Origin of the sequence: Advenella mandrilli, from assembly GCF_016595155.1 — a bacterium.
GTDB lineage: Bacteria > Pseudomonadota > Gammaproteobacteria > Burkholderiales > Burkholderiaceae_B > Advenella > Advenella mandrilli.
The window spans coordinates 1-26,272 of record NZ_JAENGP010000023.1 but is presented as its reverse complement, the minus strand read 5'-3'; the positions used below and the strand labels follow the sequence as shown (position 1 = coordinate 26,272).

Annotated in this window: 29 protein-coding genes; 4 read left to right on the top strand and 25 right to left on the bottom strand. The window is 50.7% G+C overall.

The window, feature by feature from the left end; genetic code table 11:
- Both JHL22_RS15065 and JHL22_RS15060 read left to right on the top strand, forming a co-directional pair.
- Positions 1-1,215: tripartite tricarboxylate transporter permease (locus tag JHL22_RS15065; protein WP_200239286.1), on the top strand; the 1,215-nt coding region annotated here is incomplete at its 5' end.
- 226 nt (positions 1,216-1,441) lie between these two features.
- The gene (locus tag JHL22_RS15060) at positions 1,442-2,422 is read left to right on the top strand and encodes a tripartite tricarboxylate transporter substrate-binding protein (protein ID WP_200239284.1); all 981 of its coding nucleotides are present in this window, start codon (positions 1,442-1,444) and stop codon (positions 2,420-2,422) included.
- A gap of 121 nt (positions 2,423-2,543) precedes the next feature.
- On the opposite strand, the gene JHL22_RS15055 is transcribed toward JHL22_RS15060, so the two are convergent.
- The 23 genes from JHL22_RS15055 to JHL22_RS14945 form a co-directional block, all read right to left on the bottom strand.
- The gene (locus JHL22_RS15055; protein ID WP_200239282.1) at positions 2,544-3,083 is read right to left on the bottom strand and encodes a YaeQ family protein; all 540 of its coding nucleotides are present in this window, start codon (positions 3,081-3,083) and stop codon (positions 2,544-2,546) included.
- A gap of 3 nt (positions 3,084-3,086) precedes the next feature.
- Entirely contained in the window at positions 3,087-3,995 is a 909-nt protein-coding gene (locus JHL22_RS15050; protein ID WP_200239280.1) for an aldose 1-epimerase, read from the bottom strand.
- The gene (gene otnI, locus JHL22_RS15045; protein ID WP_200239278.1) at positions 3,979-4,797 is read right to left on the bottom strand and encodes a 2-oxo-tetronate isomerase; all 819 of its coding nucleotides are present in this window, start codon (positions 4,795-4,797) and stop codon (positions 3,979-3,981) included. Before otnI ends, JHL22_RS15050 begins: the two co-directional genes overlap by 17 nt.
- A 31-nt stretch (positions 4,798-4,828) precedes the next feature.
- Entirely contained in the window at positions 4,829-6,241 is a 1,413-nt protein-coding gene (locus tag JHL22_RS15040) for an FAD-binding oxidoreductase (protein WP_200239276.1), read from the bottom strand.
- Positions 6,242-6,276: 35 nt separating this feature from the next.
- The gene (locus JHL22_RS15035; RefSeq protein ID WP_200239274.1) at positions 6,277-7,650 is read right to left on the bottom strand and encodes an FAD-binding oxidoreductase; all 1,374 of its coding nucleotides are present in this window, start codon (positions 7,648-7,650) and stop codon (positions 6,277-6,279) included.
- Between the two features lie 243 nt (positions 7,651-7,893).
- On the bottom strand, positions 7,894-8,172 hold the full coding sequence (gene rpsQ, locus JHL22_RS15030; protein WP_200239272.1) for a 30S ribosomal protein S17: 279 nt from the start codon (positions 8,170-8,172) through the stop codon (positions 7,894-7,896).
- Between the two features lies 1 nt (position 8,173).
- Positions 8,174-8,365, bottom strand: a complete 192-nt coding sequence (gene rpmC, locus JHL22_RS15025) for a 50S ribosomal protein L29 (RefSeq protein WP_200239270.1) — start codon at positions 8,363-8,365, stop codon at positions 8,174-8,176.
- Between the two features lie 10 nt (positions 8,366-8,375).
- The gene (rplP, locus tag JHL22_RS15020; RefSeq protein WP_200239268.1) at positions 8,376-8,792 is read right to left on the bottom strand and encodes a 50S ribosomal protein L16; all 417 of its coding nucleotides are present in this window, start codon (positions 8,790-8,792) and stop codon (positions 8,376-8,378) included.
- A 2-nt stretch (positions 8,793-8,794) separates the two neighbouring features.
- Complete coding sequence (gene rpsC / locus JHL22_RS15015) at positions 8,795-9,580, bottom strand: 30S ribosomal protein S3 (protein WP_200239266.1); 786 nt, start codon at positions 9,578-9,580, stop codon at positions 8,795-8,797.
- A 9-nt stretch (positions 9,581-9,589) separates the two neighbouring features.
- Positions 9,590-9,919, bottom strand: a complete 330-nt coding sequence (gene rplV / locus JHL22_RS15010; RefSeq protein WP_169295585.1) for a 50S ribosomal protein L22 — start codon at positions 9,917-9,919, stop codon at positions 9,590-9,592.
- Positions 9,920-9,922: 3 nt separating this feature from the next.
- Positions 9,923-10,198: a 30S ribosomal protein S19 gene (gene rpsS / locus JHL22_RS15005; protein ID WP_200239264.1), complete on the bottom strand. Its 276-nt coding sequence runs from the start codon at positions 10,196-10,198 to the stop codon at positions 9,923-9,925.
- A 14-nt stretch (positions 10,199-10,212) separates the two neighbouring features.
- Positions 10,213-11,040, bottom strand: a complete 828-nt coding sequence (gene rplB, locus JHL22_RS15000) for a 50S ribosomal protein L2 (RefSeq protein ID WP_200239262.1) — start codon at positions 11,038-11,040, stop codon at positions 10,213-10,215.
- 1 nt (position 11,041) lies between these two features.
- A complete protein-coding gene (rplW, locus tag JHL22_RS14995; RefSeq protein ID WP_200239260.1) occupies positions 11,042-11,344 on the bottom strand; it encodes a 50S ribosomal protein L23 in 303 nt (100 codons plus the stop codon).
- On the bottom strand, positions 11,341-11,961 hold the full coding sequence (gene rplD / locus JHL22_RS14990; RefSeq protein WP_200239258.1) for a 50S ribosomal protein L4: 621 nt from the start codon (positions 11,959-11,961) through the stop codon (positions 11,341-11,343). The genes rplW and rplD overlap by 4 nt, the downstream gene beginning before the upstream one ends.
- Positions 11,961-12,650, bottom strand: coding sequence for a 50S ribosomal protein L3 (gene rplC, locus JHL22_RS14985; protein WP_200239255.1), 690 nt, complete (start codon positions 12,648-12,650; stop codon positions 11,961-11,963). The genes rplD and rplC overlap by 1 nt, the downstream gene beginning before the upstream one ends.
- A 242-nt stretch (positions 12,651-12,892) precedes the next feature.
- Positions 12,893-13,834 carry a delta(1)-pyrroline-2-carboxylate reductase family protein gene (locus JHL22_RS14980; protein ID WP_200239253.1) on the bottom strand — a complete coding sequence of 314 codons (942 nt, stop codon included), beginning with the start codon at positions 13,832-13,834 and terminating at the stop codon, positions 12,893-12,895.
- The gene (locus JHL22_RS14975; protein WP_200239251.1) at positions 13,834-14,433 is read right to left on the bottom strand and encodes a helix-turn-helix domain-containing protein; all 600 of its coding nucleotides are present in this window, start codon (positions 14,431-14,433) and stop codon (positions 13,834-13,836) included. The genes JHL22_RS14980 and JHL22_RS14975 overlap by 1 nt, the downstream gene beginning before the upstream one ends.
- Complete coding sequence (locus tag JHL22_RS14970; protein ID WP_234041334.1) at positions 14,433-15,149, bottom strand: ABC transporter ATP-binding protein; 717 nt, start codon at positions 15,147-15,149, stop codon at positions 14,433-14,435. Before JHL22_RS14970 ends, JHL22_RS14975 begins: the two co-directional genes overlap by 1 nt.
- Complete coding sequence (locus JHL22_RS14965) at positions 15,146-15,964, bottom strand: ABC transporter ATP-binding protein (RefSeq protein ID WP_200239249.1); 819 nt, start codon at positions 15,962-15,964, stop codon at positions 15,146-15,148. The genes JHL22_RS14970 and JHL22_RS14965 overlap by 4 nt, the downstream gene beginning before the upstream one ends.
- The gene (gene livM, locus JHL22_RS16020; RefSeq protein ID WP_200239288.1) at positions 15,961-16,941 is read right to left on the bottom strand and encodes a high-affinity branched-chain amino acid ABC transporter permease LivM; all 981 of its coding nucleotides are present in this window, start codon (positions 16,939-16,941) and stop codon (positions 15,961-15,963) included. The genes JHL22_RS14965 and livM overlap by 4 nt, the downstream gene beginning before the upstream one ends.
- 584 nt (positions 16,942-17,525) lie before the next feature.
- Complete coding sequence (locus JHL22_RS14955; protein WP_200239247.1) at positions 17,526-18,443, bottom strand: ABC transporter permease subunit; 918 nt, start codon at positions 18,441-18,443, stop codon at positions 17,526-17,528.
- Between the two features lie 81 nt (positions 18,444-18,524).
- A complete protein-coding gene (locus JHL22_RS14950; RefSeq protein ID WP_200239245.1) occupies positions 18,525-19,649 on the bottom strand; it encodes a branched-chain amino acid ABC transporter substrate-binding protein in 1,125 nt (374 codons plus the stop codon).
- 101 nt (positions 19,650-19,750) lie between these two features.
- Positions 19,751-20,929: an NAD(P)/FAD-dependent oxidoreductase gene (locus JHL22_RS14945; protein ID WP_200239243.1), complete on the bottom strand. Its 1,179-nt coding sequence runs from the start codon at positions 20,927-20,929 to the stop codon at positions 19,751-19,753.
- Positions 20,930-21,441: 512 nt separating this feature from the next.
- Between JHL22_RS14945 and amaB the strand changes: the two genes are divergently transcribed.
- Both amaB and JHL22_RS14935 read left to right on the top strand, forming a co-directional pair.
- Positions 21,442-22,947 carry an L-piperidine-6-carboxylate dehydrogenase gene (gene amaB, locus JHL22_RS14940; protein ID WP_200239241.1) on the top strand — a complete coding sequence of 502 codons (1,506 nt, stop codon included), beginning with the start codon at positions 21,442-21,444 and terminating at the stop codon, positions 22,945-22,947.
- Positions 22,948-23,010: 63 nt separating this feature from the next.
- Positions 23,011-24,201 carry an aminotransferase-like domain-containing protein gene (locus JHL22_RS14935; RefSeq protein ID WP_200239239.1) on the top strand — a complete coding sequence of 397 codons (1,191 nt, stop codon included), beginning with the start codon at positions 23,011-23,013 and terminating at the stop codon, positions 24,199-24,201.
- Here the strand turns inward: JHL22_RS14935 and JHL22_RS14930 are convergent.
- Both JHL22_RS14930 and JHL22_RS14925 read right to left on the bottom strand, forming a co-directional pair.
- Positions 24,195-25,709 carry a DNA recombination protein RmuC gene (locus tag JHL22_RS14930; RefSeq protein ID WP_200239236.1) on the bottom strand — a complete coding sequence of 505 codons (1,515 nt, stop codon included), beginning with the start codon at positions 25,707-25,709 and terminating at the stop codon, positions 24,195-24,197. The two genes, JHL22_RS14935 and JHL22_RS14930, sit on opposite strands and share 7 nt — an antisense overlap.
- 144 nt (positions 25,710-25,853) lie before the next feature.
- A partial coding sequence (locus tag JHL22_RS14925; RefSeq protein WP_234041332.1) for a GMC oxidoreductase occupies positions 25,854-26,272 on the bottom strand: 419 nt, incomplete at its 5' end.

Below are 26,272 nucleotides of genomic sequence, written 5' to 3'. Positions count from 1 at the left end.
CACCAGATGGCCAAGAACGGCCGTGCGGGTGCTGCGTTATCCATTGCGGCCCTGGGCTCTTTCTTTGCTGGTTGTTTTGCCACTGTTTTGCTGGCCGCCTTTGCGCCACCCCTGGCTGAAGTCGCCTTCAAGTTTGGTCCGGCCGAATACTTCTCCCTGATGGTGCTGGGCCTGATTGGTGCGGTGGTACTGGCTTCCGGTTCCCTGCCCAAAGCGGTGTGCATGATTATCCTGGGCTTGTTGCTGGGTATGGTGGGTACCGATGTGAACTCGGGTGTGGCCCGTTTTGACTTTGGCATTCCAGAGCTGCAAGACGGTATTGACTTTGCCGTGGTGGCCATGGGTGTTTTCGGTCTGGCCGAAATCATGAATAACCTGGCGCAAAAAGAAAACCGCGTTGACATTACCGATAAACTGGGTAGCCTGTATCCGAACAAACAGGAATTTAAAGAAGCGGCCCCTGCTGTACTGCGCGGCACCTTGCTGGGCTCCGCCCTGGGTATCCTGCCCGGTGGTGGTGCGGTATTGTCTTCTTTTGCCTCTTATACCCTGGAAAAGAAAATTTCCAAAAATCCCGAGCGTTTCGGCAAGGGTCACCCTGCCGGTCTGGCGGGCCCCGAGTCTGCCAACAACGCAGCGGCACAAACCTCCTTTATTCCCCTGCTGACACTGGGTATCCCCGGTAACGCGGTAATGGCTTTAATGGTCGGTGCCATGACCATTCACAACATCCAGCCTGGTCCACAGGTCATGAGCAGTCACCCTGAGTTGTTCTGGGGCCTGATCGTGTCCATGTGGATTGGCAACATGATGCTGGTGATTCTGAACCTGCCATTGGTTGGCTTGTGGGTCAAACTGCTGAAGGTGCCTTACCGTGTCCTGTTCCCGGCTATTTTGCTGTTTTGTACCATTGGCGTATATTCATTGAACTACAACGTGTTTGATATTTATGTCATGGGTATCTTCGGCATCATCGGTTATATCTGGACCAAGCTCAAGTGTGAAGGCGCGCCTTTGCTGCTGGGTCTGGTGTTGGGCCCAATGATGGAAGAGAACTTCCGCCGCGCGCTCTTGCTGTCCCGTGGTGACTTCCTGACCTTTGTTGAACGTCCGTTGTCACTGACCCTGCTGCTAATGGCTTTGGGTCTGATAATCCTGGTGGCATTGCCATCCATCCGCAAAAAACGTGAAGCAACGTTTGTAGAAGAGGATTAATTTTTGAATAAAAAGGCAGGTCAGTGTACCTGCCTTTTTATTTGTTTAAAACATTCATTATTTAAAATCAATAAATACATTCAGGATCAAGTTTAAACTTCTAGTTTACATAAGTCTTGCTTCATAAAACTAAAACCATCACCTCTAAATAAATAGTTACACTACCTGCTTCTATTTTACAAAGGCATTTAATTGCCTGCCATTTCAATATCTCCGGAGACACCAAATGACATCCAAATTCCTGAAGCTTACCGGCCTTACCATGGCCCTGTTTGCCATGGGCACGGGTGCGGCACATGCCGAATATCCCGAGCATCCCATCACGCTCGTTGTTCCTTTTGCTGCAGGTGGTCCTACCGATGTGGTCGCCCGCTCCCTGGGTGCCGAACTGGGTAAAATCCTGAATCAACCCATTGTTGTTGAAAATAAAACCGGTGCCGGTGGCACAGTGGCCGCAGGCTATGTTGCCAATGCCAAACCCGATGGCTATACCTATTTCCTTCACCATAATGGCATGGCAACGGCACCTGCCCTGTACAACAACCTAAGGTTCGATCCGCTTAACAGCTTTGAATATGTCGGTGAAGTAGTTGACGTCCCCATGACCCTGTTGGCCCGTGCCGATTTCCCGCCTAACAACCTGCAGGAATTTATTGAATACGCCAAGAAAAATGGTGACACCATCAACCTGGCCAACGCTGGCCCAGGCGCTGTTTCACAACTGTGCGGTTCATTGCTGCAACAGGCAGTCGATACCAAATTCACCACCATCCCTTTCCAGGGAACCGGTCCTGCCATGACAGCCTTGCTAGGCAAACAGGTTGACATCCTGTGTGACCAAACCACACAAACCATTCCACACATTGACGCAAAAACCGTCAAGTTCTATGGTGTCACCACCAAAGACCGTATCAGCAAACTGCCTGATGCCCCCACGCTTGACGAGCAAGGCCTGAAAGGTTTTGATTTTAAAGTCTGGCATGGTATTTATGCACCTAAAGGCACACCTGAACCGGTCATTACCAAATTCAATACTGCCCTTAAAGAGGCCCTCAAATCAGAGCCCTTTCAAAAGAAAATGGCTGATCTTGGCGCAGAAATTGTGAGCGAAGAAAGACAAACCCCTGAGTCCCTGAAAAACTGGGTGGATGCCGAAATTAAAAAATGGAGTCCTATCCTGAAAGCCGAAGGCATGAACGTTAACTAATCGTTAAGCGGCTTTCAGCGTCAACCATCAAAAACATCCCAGGCCGCTTTTTAATCAAGCCCCTGGGATGTTTTTTTGTTTTATTAATTTTTTGGTTTCCGGGAGGCGGAAAACCGGATATTCAATTCAAGGCCTTAATTTCAATATCTGCCTCACCCTTATCCGAAGACACCCACACCGTCCCATCCTGCACATTGAAATGCAGGATCATGTTACGGCCTGCCAGGGCCGCCAGTTTTTGGGTTGATTCCACCGGCAACACATAAACCTTCAGATTACGGGCCCGCTCAAGTTTGCCTGCCGTGTTTGCCCACCAGGTAGCAGCATTACGCCCGTACGACAGCACCACAACCTGCCCGGCACGACCACAGGCCTTTAACAAACGCCGTTCATCGGGCAAGCCGGTTTCTATCCATTGCAAAATAGTGCCGGTCAAGTCCCTGCGCCATAAATCGGGCTCATCCGCTTCACTCAGGCCCCGCGTAAAAGTCAGCATTTCATCGCCATTTTCATACAATGCATAAGCCAGGATCCGAATCATCAGCCGTTCTTCGGTTTCGGACGGATGCCGGGCCACGGTAACGGCATGACTGCCATAATAAGACCGGTCATTATCGGCAATATTTATTTCTGTTTTATATATCGTTGCACTTAATGCCATGAATTAATCATCCTTATAAAAAACCGGGGTCAGGCTGAACCGGGTATTCACGATTTGCCCTGGCAAGACATCCTGTCCACCCACTTCCCGGGCCGAATGGGTCTGCCGCAGGTTAAAGCAATCGGTCACATTACTAAAGGGCTCGGCACAAAACCAGGGAGCCCCTTCAGGGCTGTATACAATCAGGAAATCAAACGGTGCATCAGCGGTCATCATCAGCTTACGCTGCTCATCAGGCCAACTGATTTGCGCCTCATGATCCCAATCCATGAAAGGGATATCCAGCACATGCCGGGCAACTTCTATGCCCTGTGCCATTTCCCGTGCAAGCGGGTGCTCAGCCAGCTTTACCGGCATGACATCCTGGTCACCATACCAGGCTTTGCCAACCCGTGCCTTCAGGCGCGTGTGTTCATTTTTGGGAAAATAAGGGTGATGCCCCATACCAAGTGGCATGCTTTGCTGCCCGGTATTATGGATATTCAGGTGCACGGTCAGATTATTTTCCGCCAGTTCAAATACCTGCTCTGCCCTGAACGAAAAAGGCCAGTGATCGGGTTCATGCACATACTCAAGCACTACCCGGGTATCGGTATGTTCTCTGACCTCCCACTGCCGATCCCGTACAAAACCATGAATGCTATGTGGTGAATCTTTTTTCAGGGAAGGATAACCAATGTGACGGCCTTCGTACTCGAAACGGCCATCACGAATGCGACCGGCCCATGGCACCAGCGGAAAACTGGCCATTTCAGACACATTCCCGTTTTGCACATGCACAGAGTCAACCGGACGCAGCCAATGATACTCCCTGTTTGCCAACACATGTTTATAAGCCACAATCGCCCCGCCAATATGGGGAGCCACCACCAAACGGGCAGCACCCGCTTTCAGTTCAAGGCATTGCTGCAAGTTTTTCACCTTTATTTTTACGTCTTTCCCGTTCAAGCCAGGCCAGTCCTTCACGGGTGCGGCCAGCCGGACGATATTCGCATCCGATCCAGTGTTGATAATCCAGTTGCCTGAGCAGGTCAAACAGATAGCCAATATTAAGCTCACCGTTATCGGGTTCATGCCGGTGGGGCACACCGGCAATCTGCAAATGGCCTACCCTGCCAGTAGGTATATAGGTAGCCAGCTTTCTGCTTAAGTCACCTTCAACAATCTGACAGTGGTACAAGTCCATTTGCACCTTGATATTGGGCAAATTAAGCAATTGCACAATCCGGTGTGCCTGCTGCTGGGTGGTTAAAAAATAACCCGGCATGTCAAACGGATTAATGGGTTCTATCAATAGCTCAACCCCGGCTTTGGCAGCCAGTACGGCCGCCCGGGACAGGTTTTGGCAATAGTGTTCATGCGCGGCTACCGGATTAAGACCGACTGGCACGATACCGGCCATGAAATGAACACGCCGGTTGCCCAGCACGATGGCATATTCCAGGGCCGTTTCCACACCGGCCAGACATTCCGCCTGCCTGTCGGGCAAACAAGCCACGCCCCGCTCTCCGGCATCCCAGTTACCCGGCACGGCATTGAACAGGACCTGCTCAAGCCCGTTAAGCGAGAGTTGCCGGTTTATTTCTGCCGCACGGTACTCATAAGGAAACAGAAATTCCACACCCTTGAATTGATCGCTTGCCGCCAGGGCAAAGCGTTCAAGGAACGGAACGTCGGTATACATCATGGAAAGATTGGCCGCAAACTTGAGCATGGCTATTCCCTTGTGATTAAACCATCAACCATTATGCTTCCCAGGAAATCATCTTGCCCGGATTCAGGATGTTTTTCGGATCATAGGCATGTTTAAGCAAACGCATCAGGTGAATGGCATCTTCACCATGCTCCATTTTGAGGAAATTCATCTTGTGAATGCCAATACCGTGCTCACCGGTGCAGGTGCCGTCCATGTCAATGGCACGCTGCACCACCCGGTTATTGATCTCTTCAGCCATTGCCCATTCTTGCGGGTTTTCAGGGTCAATCATCATGAGAACATGAAAATTGCCATCGCCCACATGCCCCAGAATAGACCAGGGGAATGGTTTATTGTCTAGGTCTTTGGCCGTTTCGGTCACGCATTCGGCCAGCCGCGAAATAGGTACGCAGACATCGGTGGTAATAGAACGCGCACCGGGACGCAATTGCAGGCAGGCAAAATACAGGTTATGCCGCGCCGTCCACAAACGGTTGCGGTCTTCCTGATGCTCTGCCCATTCAAAATCCATGCCACCATTATCTTTGGCAATTTCCTGTACAATTTCAATCTGCTCTTTAACGCCGGAAGCGGAACCGGTAAATTCAAACAACAGCATCGGGCTTTCTTTCAGATCCAGCTTGCTGTATTGGTTGGCGGCTTTCACACCCTGCTCATCAATAAACTCAACCCGGCCAATTTCAATCCCCGTTTGCATAAGCTGGTTAACGCACTCTACTGCCGATTCCAGGGTTTCAAAGTTGCAAATGGCGGCAGAGATAGCTTCGGGAATGGGATAAACACGCAGGGTAATTTCAACAATAATACCCAGCGTGCCTTCGCTGCCGACAAACAGACGGGTTAAGTCGTAACCAGCCGATGATTTGCGGGCATGGCTGCCCGTGCGAATAATTTTTCCGTCAGCCGTGACCACTTTCAGAGACACCACGTTTTCACGCATAGTGCCATAGCGCACGGCATTGGTACCCGAGGCACGGGTTGCCGTCATGCCGCCAATCGAGGCATGGGCACCCGGATCAATCGGGAAAAACAGGCCGGTATGCCTGATTTCTTCATTCAGCTGGGTGCGGATTACGCCCGGCTCCACTGTTACGGTGAAGTCACCAGGGCTGACTGCCAGCACCTTGTTCATTTCCGTGAAGTCCAGGGAAATACCGCCTTCAATCGCCAGTATATGGCCCTCAATAGAAGAACCAATGCCAAACGGAATCAGGGGTACCTCATACTGACTGCATAAATTGACAATCTGCACGACTTCATCGGCATTATGCGGAAAAATAACCGCTTCGGGTGGACAGGCCGGATAAGGTGATTCATCGGCACCGTGATGTTCGCGTACGGCTTGCGTGGTAATGAAGCGATCACCAAAAGCGGCCTTGAAGGCGGCGCGGGCTTCATCAGACAGTTTGCGTACTTCTTTCATGGGGGAGTTATAACTCATTCTTTTTCTATCCTGTAAATGATCTTGTTAAACCGCTAATCCACAATACGGCCGGCATTGAAAAGATCCTGGGGATTAATCAGGTTTTTAATCGCACTCATTAAAGCCAACTCTTGCTGGCTGCGGCTGTATTTCAGGAAGGGCTTCTTGATACGGCCAATGCCATGTTCTGCGGAAATGCTTCCCCTGAACGCTGAAGCAATGCGGTACACCAACTCTTCAACCGCCAGAATTTCTGTTTCTTGCAGTTTGCCAGTCGTCAGATGCAGGTTACCATCGCCCAAATGACCAAACAGCAGATTGATGGCATGTGGGTATTCTGTTTCAAGGGCAGCGGTCACCTGTTCAATAAAGGCGGGCATATGTTTAAGCGGTATGCCAATATCAAAGGCTACATAAGGCTTGGCGCTGCGCAGAATTTCACCAATGGCATCGCGGATCTGCCAAAGCGAATCGGCCTGTTCCAGTGTTTGCGGCACAATCACGTCACGGCCAATTTCATTTTCAATGAGAAACTCAAGGAAAGCATGAAAACCGTCATGAAACGTGGGTTTATCGGCGCCTTCAATTTCAAGCAGCACATAAATCGGATAACGGCCCTCAAAGGGCAGTTCTTTGTTCGCATGCTCAGCAGCCTGCACCAGGTAGCTTTGCCACATAACCTCAAAGCTGGATAAATCGGGCAAGGCAGAACGTGCCTCTTTGAGCATACGGGTGACGTGATCGAAGGAGTCCAGGGCGACCAGTGCGGTGGCCCGGGTTTGCGGGTTGGGAAACAGGCGCAGGGACAAACGGGTAATAATGCCCAAACGGCCTTCGGTGCCAATAAACAGATGTTTAAGGTCAAGACCGGTATTGTTCTTGATAAGCCGGTTAAGCATATTCAATATGGTGCCATCGGGAAGAACCACTTCCATGCCCATTACCAGGTCTCGGGTAGTGCCATAACGCAGCACCTTGTTGCCACCCGCATTGGTGGAAACATTGCCACCTATCAGGCAGGAGCCCCGCGAGCCGAAATCCAGCGGGAAATACCAGTCTTCCTGTTGGACAGCCTGACACAGGTTTTCAAGTATGACGCCCGCCTGCACAATCGCCACGCCGCCAATGGTGTCAATTTCTTCCACACGATTCATGCTTTCAAGGGAAATAACCACATCGCCTTCATCGGGACGGGCACCACCGGCCAGGCCGGTCAAGCCGCCCTGGATGGTAATTTTTCTACCTTCGGCAGCGCAGGTTTTGACAATATCCGACACCTGTTCGGTGGACACCGGCCGAAACACTACTGCTGGCATGGCGCCTTCAAAACCGCTCATGTCGCTCATGTGACGCTGCATTTGGTCAGGGCCGGAAAGATGCGGCACATTGGCCAACAAAGCATCAAATAATGGGGAACTGTTTTTCATTTTATCCTTCTCACTGCAAATCACTTCAACACTCAATAATAACTTCTTGCATGGCCACTTATTGATCATTTCATACCCAGCGTACAAAATTGATTTTCCTTTTCGTGCAAGGCAAGGCAGGCAATGGCAACCAGTAAACAAACAGCAAAAAACCTCGCGCTAAGGCGAGGTTTTTTGCTGACTTTCCGGTATAAGGAAGACTACTGTTATCCTGAACAAGGCAGGCATAAACCTGCCTTGTTATTAGATAAGACGTGAGGCTTCGACCAGGCGTACAACACTCCACGATTTGCTGCGTGAAATGGGACGACCTTCAGCGATTTCTACGGTATCGCCTTCGTTATACTGGTTTGCTTCGTCGTGCGCTTTGTATTTGTTTGAACGGACAATGATTTTGCCATACAAAGGATGTTTAACACGGCGTTCAACCTGAACGACCACTGTTTTATCCATTTTGTTGCTAACCACTTTACCGACCAAAGTACGCTGACGTTTAGCGGGTGTGTTTTGAGTTTCGCTCATGTTACTTTCCTGCTTTCTCAGTTAATACTGTACGAACGCGAGCAATATCACGACGTACTTTGCCTAACTGGCTGGTGTTAGAAAGTTGCTGGGTAGCACGCTGCATACGCAGATTGAATTGTGCCCTCAACAAGCTCTCGAGCTCTTTACCCAGCTCGGTTGCGTCTTTTGAACGTAGTTCACTAGCTTTCATAAAGATCCCCTTAAGAGCCCAAGTGACGATTTACAAATGTCGTCGCAATAGGCAACTTGGCGGCTGCCAGACGGAAAGCTTCACGGGCAAGTTCTTCACTTACACCGTCCATCTCGTACAGAACCTTGCCTGGTTGAATTTCAGCGACCCAGAACTCAGGATTACCTTTACCTTTACCCATACGAACTTCAGCAGGTTTCTGTGAAATTGGCTTATCGGGGAAGATACGGATCCAGATACGGCCGCCACGTTTAATATGACGGGTCATCGCACGACGGGCTGCTTCGATCTGACGGGCAGTCAGACGTCCGCGACCGGTGGCTTTCAGACCAAAATCGCCAAAGTTTACGTTGGTACCACGAGTAGCCAGACCGGTATTACGGCCTTTCTGCTCTTTACGGTATTTTCTACGTGCTGGTGATAACATGTTTATTCTCCTTCTGGCGCAGGTGCTGCTTCAGCGGTAGCTTTGCGAGCATTGCGACCACGGCCTGGACGACGCTGACCTTCAGGACGATCACCACGTGGGCGACGTGCACGACGCTCGTCATCACGGGGTGTAGCAGGTTCTGCTGGCATTTCGCCATTAGGCAGCAAGTCGCCTTTGTAAACCCAAACCTTGATACCGATAATACCGTAGGTGGTTTGTGCTTCAGATGTACCATAATCAATGATTGCACGCAGTGTATGCAAAGGCACACGGCCTTCACGATACCATTCTGTACGGGCAATCTCGATACCATTCAGACGACCTGAAGACATGATCTTGATCCCTTGTGCACCCAGGCGCATTGCATTTTGCATGGCGCGCTTCATGGCACGACGGAACATGATACGTTTTTCAAGCTGCTGGGCGATGGAATCGGCGATTAGCTGTGCATCAGTTTCAGGCTTGCGAATTTCTTCGATATTAACGTGAACCGGAACACCCATCAGGCGTTGCAGATCCAGTTTCAATCCTTCAATATCCTCACCACGTTTACCGATGACAACACCAGGACGTGCTGAGAAAACGGTGATACGTGCATTTTTGGCAGGACGCTCGATAAGCACACGACCAACAGATGCGCTTTTCAGTTTACGTTTCAAATATTCACGCACGCGGATATCTTCGGCCAGCATTGTGCCAAAGTCTTTGTTATCTGCGTACCAACGTGAACTCCAGTTACGATTCACTGCGAGACGGAACCCGATAGGGTGAATTTTCTGACCCATTGTGACTCCTTAAACGCCGACTTTAACCACAATGTGGCAAGTCTGCTTCTCGATACGGTTACCGCGGCCTTTGGCGCGAGCGGAGAATCGCTTCATTGATTGAGCTTTATCTACATAAATTGTAGTTACTTTCAACTCATCAATATCGGCACCATCGTTATGCTCTGCGTTAGCAATTGCTGATTCAAGGGCCTTCTTAACGATACCGGCGGCTTTTTTAGGGGTGAATGTAAGAATATTCAGCGCTTGGGCAACGGGTTTGCCACGGACCATGTCCGCAACAAGACGAGTTTTCTGCGCAGAAATATGTACACCACGAATTACGGCTGTAGTTTCCATCACTTACCTCTTTGACTTTTTATCCGCAGCGTGCCCTTTATAGGTACGTGTGTGCGCGAATTCGCCAAGCTTATGACCAACCATATTTTCGTTAACATAAACCGGAACATGTTGACGACCGTTATGAACGGCGATTGTCAATCCGATAAAATCAGGAAGGATGGTTGAACGACGCGACCAGGTTTTGATCGGCTTTTTCTCTTTGCCACCGACAGCTGCTTCCACTTTTTTTACCAAGTGGGCATCTACGAATGGGCCTTTTTTAATAGAACGTGACATATTAGTATCGCCCCTTATTTACGCTTGCGACGTGAGACAATCATGTTGTCTGTACGCTTGTTGCTGCGGGTTTTGAAGCCTTTCGCTGGAGTACCCCATGGGCTGACGGGTTCACGACCTTCGCCAGTACGTCCTTCACCACCACCATGTGGGTGATCGACCGGGTTCATGGCAACACCACGAACGGTAGGACGGATACCACGCCAGCGAACCGCACCGGCTTTACCGATTTGACGCAAGCTGTGTTCACCATTACCCACTTCACCAATCGTTGCGCGGCAGTCGATGTGAACGCGACGGACTTCGCCAGAACGCAGACGGATCTGGGCGTAAGTACCTTCACGGGCCATCAGGACTGCTGATGCACCTGCTGAGCGTACCATCTGGGCACCTTTGCCAGGCAGCATTTCGATACAGTGAATGGTTGTACCAACCGGGATATTGCGGATTGCCGCTGCATTACCTGTACGTACCGGTGCTTCTTTGCCCGATACGACCGTAGCACCAACTTCAAGGCCACGAGGAGCGATGATGTAACGACGCTCGCCATCTGCATAGCAAAGCAATGCAATATGTGCAGTACGGTTAGGATCGTATTCCAGACGCTCTACTTTGGCTGGAATGCCATCTTTATTGCGACGGAAATCGATAATACGGTAGTGGGCCTTATGACCACCGCCACGATGACGGACAGTAATATGACCGTTATTGTTACGGCCGGAACCACGTGTTTGGGCTTCTACCAACGCAGCAAAAGGAAGACCTTTATGCAAGCCTGGTGTAACCACTTTTACCATGCCACGACGGCCGGCTGATGTTGGTTTAGTTTTAACTAATGCCATCTTAGTTCACCTCCGAAAAGTCAAGTTCTTGACCTTTTTTGAGTGAAACGTAAGCGATACGGTTTGCACGGCGACGACCGACGAAACGACCAGCACGTTTTACTTTACCTTTACGGTTCAGAACAGAGACAGACTCGACTTCTACTTTAAAAAGCAACTCAACAGCTGCCTTGACTTCTGGTTTGGTTGCATCAGGAGCGACACGCAATGCAAATTGCGGTTTTTCGCCAGATTCAGCAATATAGGTTGCTTTTTCTGTGATGACCGGCGCCAAAATTACTTGCAATAAACGTTCTGCTTTCATCCCAGCATCTCCTCAAATTGAGCGATAGCCGCTTTCGTGATCAACACTTTTTTGTAGTGGACCAAAGAAAGAGGATCAGCGTAACGCGGTTCTACAACGGCTACGTGCGGCAGGTTGCGGGTTGCCAGGTAGGTGTTCTCGTCAACAACATCGGTAATAACCAATACGGAATCCAGACCCATTGCTTTCAGTTTGCTAGCAGCCAATTTAGTTTTGGGTGTATCAAAAGAGAAAGACTCGACAACAGCGATGCGATCTTCACGGGCCAATTGTGACAGGATGGAACGAATACCGGCACGGTACATTTTCTTGTTCACTTTCTGGCTGAAGTTTTCATCAGGTGAATTAGGAAATGCACGACCGCCTCCACGCCAGATGGGTGAAGATGTCATACCGGAACGGGCACGACCGGTGCCTTTCTGGCGCCATGGTTTTTTGGTACTGTGCTTAACCGTATCACGACCTTTTTGAGCACGGTCACCCATGCGTGCGTTTGCCTGGTAGGCAACCACAACCTGGTGAACCAGGGCTTCGTTAAAATCACGGCCAAAAACGGTATCAGGTGCGCTAACGGTAGAAGCAGCCTCACCTTGTTCATTCAGGAGCTTGAGATCCATTATTTTGCTCCTTTAACAGTCATTTTGATAGCTGGAAGCACAACAACGTCGGAATTTTTATGACCAGGAACAGCGCCCTTGACCAACAGAAGACCACGCTCTGCATCTACGCGAACGATATCAAGATTTTGTACGGTGCGGGTTGCATCACCCATGTGACCGGCCATGCGTTTACCGGGGAAAACGCGACCTGGGTCTTGCGCCATACCGATAGAACCGGGAACACGGTGTGACAGAGAGTTACCGTGAGAATTACGTTGACCATTGAAATTGTGACGTTTGATGGTACCGGCAAAACCTTTACCGATAGTTGTACCCTGAACGTCCACTTTCTGGCCAGCCTCGAAAATGCTTTCAACAGGCAAATTGGCGCCGGCTGAGAATTCAGCAGCTTTCGAAGGATCTAAACGGAACTCTTTAAGAATGGAACCAGCTTCAACGCCGGCTTTAGCGTAGTGACCTGCTTGAGGCTTTGTTACGCGAGTTGCACGACGGCTGCCATAAGCAACCTGTACCGCTGCATAACCATCTGTTTCCAGAGACTTGACTTGAGTTACACGGTTGTTTGATACGTCAAGAACTGTTACCGGAATGGACTCGCCTTCCTCGGTAAAAATACGCATCATGCCAACCTTGCGACCCAACAGTCCCAGCCGATGAGCGGCAGGTGTAGGTGTCGTATTCGACATCATTTTCTCCAATCCCCAGCTACGATTGGCTGGGCCTAATATAAATTGACACCCGTATTGAACAGGTGTTGTGGGTTAATTTATCCCTAACCGTTATTGCATTTCGGTTAGCCTGTTAATATAACATTATCCAAACCCCTTGACAAGCAGGTTTTTTGCTGTTGTTGTAAAAAATGTCATTTTTTCAATGGTTTAGTTATCCATGACCAGAAACAATGGCTGACCACTGTTTCCTGCCCTATTCAGGCCCGTGCCTTTAACGAGTGGCAGGCCACCCGGGCTGCGGCCAGATCCCAGGCACCAATCCCAACCGTTTTAAACATGATGGGACGAGAAAAATCAACCTCAGACTGTAAGGCCTGCTCCAGTGAAATGATTTCCGCCCAGTCTTTTTTGGCACGGATATAATCACCGGCCTCGTGCAGGGCCCCTACCGGATCGTCAACATAGCAGGTACTGCCCATGACGGTTTGCGGTGCGATTTCACACATATGTGGCTGGAAAGCCCCCACCCCGATAATCAGTCGACCTGCTTGTGCCGGCGCATGGTAGATGGGCTCGGTTGCCGTGGTTAACGTAATAACGGCATCACAATCATCAGGCAAGTTACTTTGTTCCACCGCGATAACGGGGTTGGATAAACTGTCAAACCGCTCACAAAACCGTTTTACCCTGGCGGCTGACGAAGCCCGCCCCGCCACATAGATGGTTGCTTGTGGATAGATTGCATTAATGGCCTGCACGTGGGCCGCTGCCTGGGTACCCGCCCCCATCAGGACAATTTTTTCGGGTGTTTGCGGGGTAAAGCGCTCAAGGCCCAGCATGGACAGTGCCGCGGTTCTCCAGGCAGTAACGGTGGGCGCATCCAGCACAAACAGGGGTGAGCCGGTTTTGCTGTCCAGTATGGTCACCGTTCCCTGAATGGTAGGCAGGCCATGCCCGGGATTGCCGGGCAACAGGGAGATAAGCTTATGCGCCAGAATGTCTTCGGCGGCTGCCGGCATGGATAATAATACCCCTCCTTCTTGATTGCCCGGCACCGGCAATACTTGGCGATCGGGACAGTTAACCTTGCCCGCGGCATATTCCAGTGCCATATCATGAATGGCCCGGACCAATTCGGCAAAACCAATCAAGCCGGCTGTTTGTTGTGCATCAAATACCTGAACCGCGTGCTGGCTCATTACGTGTCTCCTGGTTCGTGTTTTTCTGAATTTTTCTGGGTGGTGATCCAAATCACTACCGCATTTTCTTCGCTGACACTGGTGCAGCGATGCCCCATCCGGCTATCTATATAGAAGCAATCCCCCGGACCTAAACGGGCAGGCGCATAATATTCAGTGTACAGCTCTATTTCACCGCTTAATACATAAACAAACTCTTCCCCATCATGGCGGCTCCAGTCAGGAAAATCGGAAAATTTCCGTGCGGTAATGCTGGTATAAAAAGGCATTATTTTTTTATTCGACAACTGCGTGCATAACAATTGATGATTGTAATGGGGCGTTTTATGCCGCTTTCCCTGGCCGGCACGATCAACCACACAGCGCCCGGCACCCATCGCATCTCGCGCCGATGTAAACAGTTCAGAGACGTCCAGGTTCAGGCCGGTTGCCAGTTTTTGCAGGACATCATAGGTAGGCGACATCAGGCCATTTTCAATTTTGGAAAGCGTGGAGGCGGCAATGCCACACGCTTTGCCGGCCTGCTCCAGCGTCCAGTTATTCTGCTGGCGCACAGCACGCAAGCGTTGCATTAAAGGGGTTTCTTCCCGGGTATTCATTAGTGACTACCCAAATAAGCGTCCCTGACTTCCGGATTAGCCAGCAACTCAGCACCACTTCCTGTCATACGAATTTCACCATTTACCATTACATATGCCCGGTCTGCCAGCTTAAGGGCATGATTGGCATTTTGTTCAACTAAAAAGATGGTTTTACCATTTTTCCCAAGCTCTTTCAGCACCGAGAAGATCTGTCTCACAATTAAGGGGGCCAGGCCAAGGCTGGGCTCATCAAGCAAGATCATGTCGGGGCGGCTCATCAGGGCACGGGCAATCGCCAGCATCTGCTGCTCTCCGCCCGACAAGGTGCCGGCACGCTGGTTACGCCTTTCCAGCAAACGGGGAAACAGCTCAAACATGGCTTTGCGATCTTCATCCATGTATTTGTCGCCAATGGGCAAGGCGCCAATCATGATGTTTTCCTCAACCGTCATTTTCGGAAAAATACGCCTGCCTTCAGGCACCTGGGCAATGCCCTTGCTGGCAATTTGGTACGCCTCCAGTTTGGTCAGATTCTGTCCTTTGTAAATAATTTCACCCGATTTTGCCTTGGGCGCCCCAAAAATAGTCATCAGCAGGGTGCTTTTCCCGGCACCATTGGCGCCAATCAGGGAAATTATTTCGCCAGGATTAATATGCAGGGAGACATCCTTTAGCGCCTGAATAGGACCATAATAGGTATTGACGTTTTTAATTTCCAGAATGGGTGTTGTCATGCTTCATCCTCCACTTCAGTCCCCAGATAGGCCGCAATAACCACGTCCGAATTACGGATATGTTCGGGGTCACCCCGGTCTATCACCGAACCCTGATCCATCACCACAATATGCTCGGAGATCTCCATCACCAGCCCCATATCATGCTCAATCAGCAAAACCGTCACCCCGCATTCATCCCGTAATTTGCGAATCAGCCGCGAAAGATCCACGGTTTCCCGCGGATTCAGGCCGGCGGCTGGTTCATCAAGGCAAACCAGGCTCGGGTTGGTGCACATGGCACGGGCAATTTCCAGGCGGCGCTGACGACCATAGGATAGCTCGCCCGCCAATCGATTTGCATCAACCGCCAGATCAACCATATCCAGCCACTCATAGGCCCGGTTTACGCTTTCCTCTTCTTTTCTGGAAAACGCATGGGTAAGCAAAATACCCGCCAGCAAATTACGGTTTTGCATCCGGTGCTGGGCCACCAGCAAGTTTTCCAATACCGTCATCTCCTTGAAAAGACGGATATTCTGGAAGGTACGGGCAATGCCTGCCCGGGAAACCAGGTAAGACCCGCCGGTAAACGGCCGGTTCAGCAGTTTGCCCACCTCTACCGAAGCATCGGGTCCATGTAGAAAAATCTCTCCCGATGTAGCCGAATAAAACCCCGTGATACAGTTGAACACGGTTGTCTTGCCGGCACCATTGGGGCCAATCAGGGAAGTAATGGAGTCTTTCTGCACCTCGAAACTGACATTATTGTTGGCAATAATGCCGCCAAAACGACGGGTCAGACTCTTGACTTCAAGCAGTGACTGATGGCTCATACGCTGACCTCTTCCCGTTCAAATACCGGACGCTTGGCCCGCAGCAAACCATTCGGTCGCCAGATCATCATTAAAATCATCAACAGGCCAAACAACAGGACACGATAACCGGCAAAATCCCGCAGAAATTCGGGCAACAAGGTCAGGGTAAAAGCCGCAATAATCACACCAATGGCATTACCCATGCCGCCCAGCACCACAATAGAGAGAATCAGCACCGACTCGAAGAAGTTGAACGACATGGGACTGACAAACCCCTGGGCAGTGGCAAAAAACACGCCCGCAATCCCCCCGGTAAAAGCCCCTAGCATAAACGCGGACAATTTGACGGTGACATGATTGATGCCTAGCGAACGGCAGGCAATTTCATCTTCACGCAAGGCTTCCCAGGAACGGCCAATGGGCATCACCCGCAACTGGGTAAACACCCGCAGCACGCCCATCGAAATGATAAACAGCAACAAATAAATAAAGATGAATTTGTAATCGGAGCTATACGGTATGCCCAGGAACTCATGGATCGGCACAGCATCCCCCTTGGCCCGGCGAATAAACTCCAGGTTAAAAATAGTGGGGGACGGGGCCGGCGCACCATTGGGCCCACCGGTGAAATCAATCCAGTTCACCAGGACCAGCCGGATGATTTCCCCAAAGCCAAGGGTCACAATGGCCAGATAATCTCCGTGCATTTTCAGGACCGGGAACCCCAGTAAGCCGCCACACAGGGCAGCTGCCACAGGCGCCAGAATAAGTGCTGTCCAAAAACCAATATCCAGATATTGCGCACCCAATGCCAGAAAATAAGCCCCTACCGCATAAAAGGCGACAAACCCCAAATCCAGCAGGCCAGCCAGACCCACCACGATATTCAGGCCCAGACCCAACAGCACATAAATCATGGCCAAAATCAGGTTGTTGGCCCAGCTCTTGCCAAAAATACCAAAATAAAAGAATACCAGCGGCACCACCAGTCCCACCAGAAACAGCACAGGCAGCGCACCTTTCCAGGGATGCTTCATGCCGCGTCGCTTGGGAATGCGCACGCCCATGGCAATCACAATGAACAGGATAACCAGCACGACCGCTGCAGCGGTGCCAAGATAAATAACCCCCGACAGCCCCAAGGCCATAAAAACGCCCGCCGCAATAGCCGCCCACAACAAAATCTTCTTTAAACGCTGCATGCCATCGGCATGCTCATCCTCTACTTCTACGCCTTTTTGGGCGGTAAGATATTTTTGCGTAAAGCGTTCACCGGTTTCGGTCTGGATACCAACCGAAACAAAAAAACGAACAAAGGCAACCAGCAAGCCAATGGAAATGCCATTAAGAAAAAGTGGTGTCCGAAACCAGTCCACCTTGAACGAATATTGTTGAAGTATAAAATTGGTAATGGGACTAAACACCAGCATCGTCAATACGCCGGCCACCATGGCATCTTTCAGGGAATGTTTGAAATCAATCGGAGAACGGATTGCCAAGGCACCATCTATGGTTGGTGATTCTGGCACCACCGATGCCAGGGCAACGTCCTGTCCGGTAGAAGTGGGTATATTACTCATTACACTTTCTCCACAGCAGGTCTGCCCATCAGGCCACTGGGCTTAAATACCAGCACCAGCACCAGCATACTGAAAGAAAACACATCTTTATAGTCACTGCTCACAAATCCGGCAAAAATCGACTCTAGCACGCCCAGCAGCAAACCACCCAACATGGCGCCCGGCAATGAACCAATCCCTCCCAGAACTGCAGCACTGAACGCCTTGATGCCCAGTACGAAACCAATATAGAAATCAAACGACCCGTAATTGAAAGTGACCAGTTCGCCGGCCACGGCCGCCATCATGGAACCAATGACAAAAACAGTGGAAATAATGCGACCCGTATTGATACCCAGGATAGTGGCCATTTTACGGTCCTGCTCCACCGCGCGGCATTGCCGGCCAAGGCTTGTTTTCTGGATAACAAACGTGAGCAGGGTCATGGCCACGATACTAACCGTCACGATAATCATATCCATGTAACGGATCCGGAAGAACTCATCGGCCGTTCCAATCGTAAAGCCGCCCGGGATTAACGATGGCACCCCCTGCACATTGGGACCTTGACTGATCTGCACATAATTTTGCAGCAGCAATGAAACCCCGATTGCCGTAATTAATGGTGCCAGGCGGTTGGTGGTTCTCAGGGGCCGGTACACGGTTCTTTCTATATACCAGCCATAAAGCCCGGTGATAGCCATGGTAATAACCAGCGTGATCAACAGGGACAACGCCACCGCATCAATCCCCAGAAAAGTCACGACGGCAAACACGATCGCGGTAATATACGCACTGACCATATAAATGTCGCCATGCGCGAAGTTGATCATGCCGATGATGCCATAAACCATGGTATAGCCAATGGCAATCAACCCATAGATGGAACCCAGAGAAATGCCATTGACGATCTGCTGGCTTAAAATATGCCATTCCATTTAACACCTACCTTGTCGATAAAGACATTCTGGTACCGCGTTACCCATGGGTAACAGGCAACGCGGCAAGGTTAAATCACTTTATTGAACAGGCTCGTACTGCCCTTCCTTGTTCCAGACATAAATAATAAAGTCATTGGTTTTCGGATCACCTTTTTCATCCCAACCTTTGCGCCCCAGAACCGTATCAATGTCATTGTTCTTGATCCAGTCAGCCAGTACGGTGCCGTCTTTCACACCCTTATTAGCTTCCATGGCCGCGGCAATCGCTTCAACAGCGGCATAGGAATACAGGGTAAAGCCCTCGGCATCACTGCCTTTTTCTTTCAATTTGAGCATAACTTCCTGGGCTGCCGGCTCACCACGGGGGTCTTTCAGAAAGCTCATGTAAGTCCCTTCGGCAAACGGAATGCCCCCGGCCGCCGTAACGAAAGCCGGATCCGCAATGCCATCATCGGAAATGAAAGGAATCGTTAAACCCTGTTGACGCATTTGCCTGACCAGCAGACCCGCTTCGGCATACAGCCCGCCAAAGAAAACAGCGTCCACATCCGAGGCCTTGATCTTGGTAACCAATGCGTTGTAATCACGCTCCCCACGGGTCACGCCATCTTCAAGCACGACCTCGACGCCCAGCTGTTTCGCGGCATCACGGGTGGCATTGGCCAAACCGACACCATAGGTGTCCTTGTCATTGATCACCGCAATGCGCTTGGCTTTCAGGTTTTCATGAATGAATTTTGCATCCACCTCTCCTTGCTGGTCATCTCGGCCACAAACACGAATCAGCGTTGTCAGGTCGCGTTCAGTCACCCTGGGGTTAGTTGAGGCGGGCGTCACGTTCAGGATATTGGCCTCATCATAAATTTCTGAAGCGGGAATGGTACTGGAAGAGCAGAAATGACCCACAACGGCATCCACTTTTTCCTGGTCAACAAAACGGTTGGCTACGGCGACCGCCTGTTTGGGTTCGCAGGCATCATCTCCCTGGATAATTCTGATTTTTTTACCGTTAACGCCCCCTTTCGCATTAATGGCTTCGGCGGCGGATTCAGCCCCCAGCAGCAGTTGCTTGCCAAATGCGGCACTGCCACCGGTAATGGGTGCACCCAGACCAATTTTGATGAACTCTTCTGCCATGGCGGGCGCAGACAAAACGGTTGTGAGTGCTGCTGTAATAAAAAGCTTTTTAAATCCTTTATTCATGCTTTTCTCCTGAAATTGACCAGCATGGTTCCTTGCAAAACAAGAAACATTATTAAAAAACAACGCTATACAACGGACTGACTGCTTAATACGAATGTGAACTACCAGACGTTCTTTTCGATAATGGGTTGATTGGTTAACACCCGCTCCCAACCCAAACGCTTCAAATTCAAACTTTTGTATTCACCAAATTCAATCAACTCGGCAAGACCACGGCCCACTGCTGGTGATTGTTGCATGCCATGACCACTGAAACCATTAGCAAAAACCATATTGTTGATATCGGGGTGATAACCCAGTATGACGTTCTGGTCGAAGGTGCAGTAATCGTAATGGCCGGCCCAGCTATGCTCACAGCGCAAGGCCTCAAAGGCAGGCACCCGATGCGCCAGAATTGGCCACAGGTACTCATCAAACAGCGGGTATTGAACATCAAAATCAAAACACTCGGGGTCCTGTTCCGCTGGCGGCTGAATGCCGCAAATAAACCCCTCTCCTTCAGGGTGGATATAAGCACCGCTGGGGTCAATCAACATGGGACAATCATTGATTGTCTCGGGGCAGGTCACATAAAAAACACTGCGTTTGCGCGATTCTATCGGCAACTCAATACCAGCCTGACGGGCCAATTGCATAGCCCCGGTACCCGCAGCATTCACAACAACACCACCAGAGACGGTGTCGCCGTTATTCAGGGTTAAACCGCTTACCCGTGCGCCTTCCCGATGCACCTGCACCACTTCATTTTCTATGTAACTCACCCCCTGGGAAATGGCCTTGCGGCGAAAAGCCCGCATCATGCCATAGGCGTCCAGCCATCCCTCTCCCTTCAGACCCAACGAACCGCCCGCTAAATCAGACACATTCAGCCATGAATATCTGTCTTGTAATTGCTGGCCTGACAACAACACAATTTGTGCCCCCAAGGCACGTTGCAACGCATTGTTTTCTTTCAGGGTTTCATATCCCTGCGGGGTGGACAGAAACAAATAACCCGCTTCATGAAAGTTCACGTCGGGCCGCTCACCCTCCACCTCAAGGGTTTCTCCAAGGCGGTACAGGAATTCGCTACCAAACTGCGACATCTGGATATTTTCTGTCGTGGAAAATTGATGCCGTATGGAGGCTGCCGACAAGGCAGTCGCACACTTTTGATAAGACGCATCTTTTTCAATAACCAGAATAGAGCCTTTAAACGAGCGGGAGGCGCTTAAAAAATAAGCCAGGGCACTTCCTGTTGCCGCACCACCAACGACCACCACATCAAAACAGTTCTTCATGCAATGTCTCATTACAAATAGCTGAATAAGTTGTAAATTCTCATAAGAAAAATTTGGCGTCAATCGTTATTTATACCTAATTCTTTAAAATCCAAATAAAAATACAATATCTCCATTGATAATCAATGACTTATTAATAATCCAAAAGAAAATTAATTTGTAATCCGCAAAAAACAAGACGAGATTTCATTGATTTTTTGGTATTTCCCATCAGGAAAATCCCAGGAAGAAAATTGAAACTTAAAAAGCCAACGATATAAAACAAATCTATAATTCATTGATATCAAACAATATATTTTGCATTGCAACAATCAAAAACCAAGGGAAAACCCTTTTATTTATTTTTATTTCTTATAAGAAATTTTTTGACTTTAGGAAAATCAATTGTTAATCTAGTTGTAAATCTGTTTGTATTGAGCGCCTCACCTATCCTGCCATTTTTTCGTTGCCCTGCCGGGCAGAGTCATGTAAAACGTGAGGCTTACCCTGATGATTCACAAAGGAAACCAGCCATGAATTCAGTCCAGGAATTACTTGTCTCTTTAGGTGTCAATCCTGCCTCCTTTCAGGAAGGTAGCCTAAAAGCCTATTCTCCTATTGATGGTTCGCATATCGCCAATGTTGTTGAAGCGTCTGCGGCAGAAGCCACTGCCACCATCGACCGGGCTCATGCCGCCTATACGCAGTGGCGTCAGGTTCCCGCACCCCGACGCGGGGAACTGATCCGCCTGCTTGGAGAAGAGCTGCGGGCCAACAAAGAAGCCCTTGGACGTCTGGTCTCCATTGAAGCGGGCAAAATCATTGCCGAAGGCCAGGGTGAAGTCCAGGAAATGATTGATATCTGCGACTTTGCGGTTGGCCTGTCACGCCAGCTGTACGGCCTGACCATTGCCTCGGAACGCCCGGGGCACCGCATGATGGAAACCTGGCATCCGCTGGGCGTGGTTGGCGTGATTACCGCTTTCAACTTTCCGGTTGCCGTCTGGTCATGGAATACGGCCCTGGCTCTGGTGTGTGGCAATGCCGTTATCTGGAAACCTTCAGAAAAAACCCCGCTAACCGCCCTGGCCACCCAGGCCCTGCTGGAACGTGCCCTGAAAAAACTGGGTGATGCGCCTGAACACCTGTCGCAATTGCTGATTGGCCAGCGGGAAACCGGTGAAATCCTGGTTAACAGTCCAAAGGTTGCCCTGGTTTCAGCCACCGGCTCCACCCGCATGGGACGCGAGGTTGGCCCCAAAGTGGCGACCCGGTTTGGCCGCTGCATTCTTGAACTGGGGGGCAATAATGCCATTATCGTTAGCGAAACTGCAGACCTGGACATGGCCGTGCGGGGCATTGTTTTTGGTGCGGTCGGCACAGCCGGACAACGCTGCACCAGCACCCGCCGGCTGATCGTCCACAGCAGCATCGTTAATGAACTTGCCGAACGGCTGAAAAAAGCCTATCGCAGCTTACCCATTGGCAGCCCCCTTGAAACCGGCACCCTGGTAGGCCCCCTCATTGACAAGGCGGCTTTTGACGCTATGCAAACCGCGCTGCAAAAAGCGGCCGAACAAAAAGGGAAAGTCACCGGTGGCCAGCGCGTCTTGCAGGACACGTTCCCCGATGCCTATTATGTTGAACCCGCGCTGGTCGACATGCCAGCACAAACCGATGTGGTTCGTCACGAAACCTTTGCGCCCATCCTTTACATCATGAGCTATGACAACTTTGAAGACGCGTTAGCCCTGCAAAACGACGTTCCGCAAGGCCTGTCTTCCGCCATCTTTACCACCAACCTGCTTGAAGCCGAATATTTTATGTCACCCAGCGGCGCTGACTGCGGCATTGCCAATGTGAATATCGGCACCTCGGGTGCTGAAATCGGTGGCGCCTTTGGCGGTGAAAAAGAAACCGGTGGCGGCCGTGAGTCAGGCTCCGATGCCTGGAAAGGCTATATGCGCCGGGCCACCAATACCATCAACTACTCGCGCGAATTGCCACTGGCCCAGGGCGTGAAATTTGGTGACGATTAATGCCATCCTGAACATTCCCCATCTAACGATGGACCCCCGTTCAATTGATGAAGAGGTCAGACTATGTCTTCCGGTTTTCCTTTTGTTGCTCCGTTTAAAGAAATCAAGGGATCGCCCATCAGGGAATTGTTCAAATACCTGTCCACGCCCGGCATGATATCTTTTGCTGGTGGCTACCCCGCCCCTGAACTGTTCGATCTCCCTGGTTTGCAGGCGTCCATTGCCGCCCAATCAGCTTCATTGCAGGAAACCATGTCTTACGGTTCCAGCGAAGGCCTGCCAGCCCTGCGCGAAACATTAGCCGCCCTTTCCATACAACGCGGCCTTCAGGTAGGCCAAGATGACATCCTGGTAACCAGCGGCTCACAGCAGGCTTATGAATTGCTGGTGCGGGCCCTGATTGCACCGGGAGATACCGCGCTGGTAGAGCGCCCCGCCTACCCGGCCGCCATTCAGGGCCTGCGGCTGGCCGGTGCCAATATTGTCACCGTGGGAGTTCAAGAGGACGGTACCGATCTTGAGGAACTGGCACGACTGCTGCAACAGCACCAGCCCAAGTTTTTTTACTGCGTTCCCACGTTTGCCAATCCCAGCGGCATTACCCTATCACTGGAAAAACGCAAAAAACTGCTGGCACTGCTAGCCACCACTAATTGTTTACTGATTGAAGATGACCCTTATGGCCAGTTGCGCTTTAGCGGACAGCCCTTGCCCACTCTTGCAGAACTGGCCCGCTCAACCCCTGTACAGGACCAGGTCATTTACCTGTCCAGTCTGTCCAAAACTGTGGCGCCGGGCCTGCGCATTGGCTGGATGATCGCCCACCCCGAGATCTTGCGCCGCTGCGTGCTGGCCAAGCAGGTGGATGATATGTGTTCGGCACCGTTCATGCAGGCGGTTGCTGCCCATTACCTGAACTCGGGACGCTATGCACAGCATTTGCCTTATATGATCGACACCTACCGGCAGCGGGCCCAATGTATGCTGACCGCTTTTTCAAGCGACTTTAACGGCCAGCTTAGACTGGTCCAACCCGAAGGCGGCATGTTCATTTGGGCTTACCTGCCCTCGGATATCAATGCCACCCGGCTCTTGCCCCTGGCGATTGACGAAAAAGTCATGTTCGTGCCCGGCAGCGGTTTTTATGCCGACCAGCCCGATGAAAACGCGTTTCGCCTGTCATTTTCCATGAGCAATGAAGCACAAATTACTGAAGGCGTTGCCCGGTTCAGAAAAGCGCTTGACCGCTATTGAAGCGGGCTGTTTTTCACCAAGGCATCCAGCCGGCTGGCATCAAAATCCGGATGAATCGGCTCGGGATCAACCATTTTGCGGCTGGCCTTGGCTGACAATTCATTGAAACGCTCCACCTTGCCAATCAAGCCCTGCCGGCCGGCCAATGCACCAACCACGGCATTGTAATGCGTACCCACCGTGTTAAGTGTTCCGCCCAGCCGGGACAGGTGTTCAGCCACCCTGACCACCTGATTATAAATATCGACGGCCCGGTCGCCAATTTCGGTGGCCTGCTCATTGCTGCGTGCCATCATCCACAAATAGGAAACCGTTCTTAACACCGGCATCAGGGTTGTGTGCGAGACCAGCACCACCCCTTTTTCATAGCCATACTGAAACAGGTTGGACGGATGCCTGAGTGCCTCTATGTAAGCCGCTTCGACCGGCATGAACATAAGCACAAAACCGGGGCTGTGCATACCCTGCAAATTGCTGTAATTCTTGTCGGACAACTGGTCGATATGATTCCTGACGGCCTTGGCATGCGCATCCAGGGAAGACCGCATGACCCCTTCTTGCGTTGCATTGACCGCCTGCTGGTAATCATTCAGGGATACCTTGCTATCAATAACCATATGCTTGCCATCGGGCAGGTAAAGCACAAAATCGGGTAACTGACTTTGGCCCGCTTCGTTCCGGAAATGGGCCTGAGTCTGAAAGTGATCACCCTTGACCAGACCCGCCATTTCGAGTGCCCGTTCAAGCTGCATTTCGCCCCAGTTACCAAGGATTTTTTTATCTCCTTTCAGGGCACGGGCCAGAGCATCGGCATCCTGAGTCATTTTCATGCCAACCTCAGACACCTGCCTGATTTGCGACTGCAGCAGCGATTGCCCCTGCACCGACTGGTCATGCACCTCGTTGATCCGGCTTTGAAAGCGGTCAATCTGCTCACGAAACGGCTTGAGCAGGCTTTCCATGGACACCTGGCTATTACGCGAAAAAGCCTGTTCTTTTTCCGTAAAGATACGGTCAGCCAGGTTCTGGAATTCAATCGCCAATTGTGCCTTGGATTGGGCAAAATTCTGGCGCAATTCATCCAGGCTTTGTTGCTTGTGCTGCATTTCCGACTGCTGGGTTGCCTGTTTTTTTTCCAGTTCTGCCAGTGTTGCCTGCAATGACTGCTGTTGTGATTCTCGCGTTTGCAACTGCAGCCGCAAGTCACCGGCCAGTTGTTGCAGATGGTTTTTTTCCGCCAGGGCGGCTGCCAGCTCATTGCCCAAAGCATCTTTACGGCCATCCAGAATACGGTAGTCATCCTGCAACTCATCGTACTGCTGTGCCTGCAACTCCAGCGACGCCGTACGGTCACCCAGCGCCTGTTCAAGCACGGCAATATTGGCCCGGCTGCCTGCCTGGCGTGAATACATAAGCAGCGCACATAACAACATGCCAAAGACACCACCCACAAGGACTGCAAGCCATAGATGGGAAGAAGAAGCCAGTATCTGAATAAATTCGTTCATACTTTAAGATTATGTCGGCAAAACACAATCTTATACCAAATGCCGTCTAACCGGAGCAAAGCGCCAACCCACACTGGCCACAGCCAAGGCTTGCGCTTTGTTTTAACCCATTTAAAAACAGATCCAACTTAACGGACAAACGCATTAAAGCTGTTTTTTCATCATCTGGTCAGCGATATATTCTGCCTGCCGGATAGCCAGCGAAACAATCGTCAGGGTCGGGTTTTCGGCGCCACCACTAGTAAACTGGCTGCCATCGGAAATGAACAGATTAGCAATATCATGGGTCTGGCCATATTTGTTGCACACACCATCTTCGGCTTTTTCACTCATGCGGCAAGTGCCCAGATTATGGGTTGACGGATAAGGCGGCGTGCGAAACGTTTTTTTCGCGCCCGCTGCTTCATAAAGCGCAATACTTTGCTTAAAGGCATGGTCCCTCATGGCTTCATCGTTAGGATGGTCGTCAAAATGCACATTGGGAATGGGCAGGCCATTGGCATCTTTCTCGTCGGTGTTCAGGGTAATGCGATTACTGGTGCGTGGCATATCCTCGCCTACAA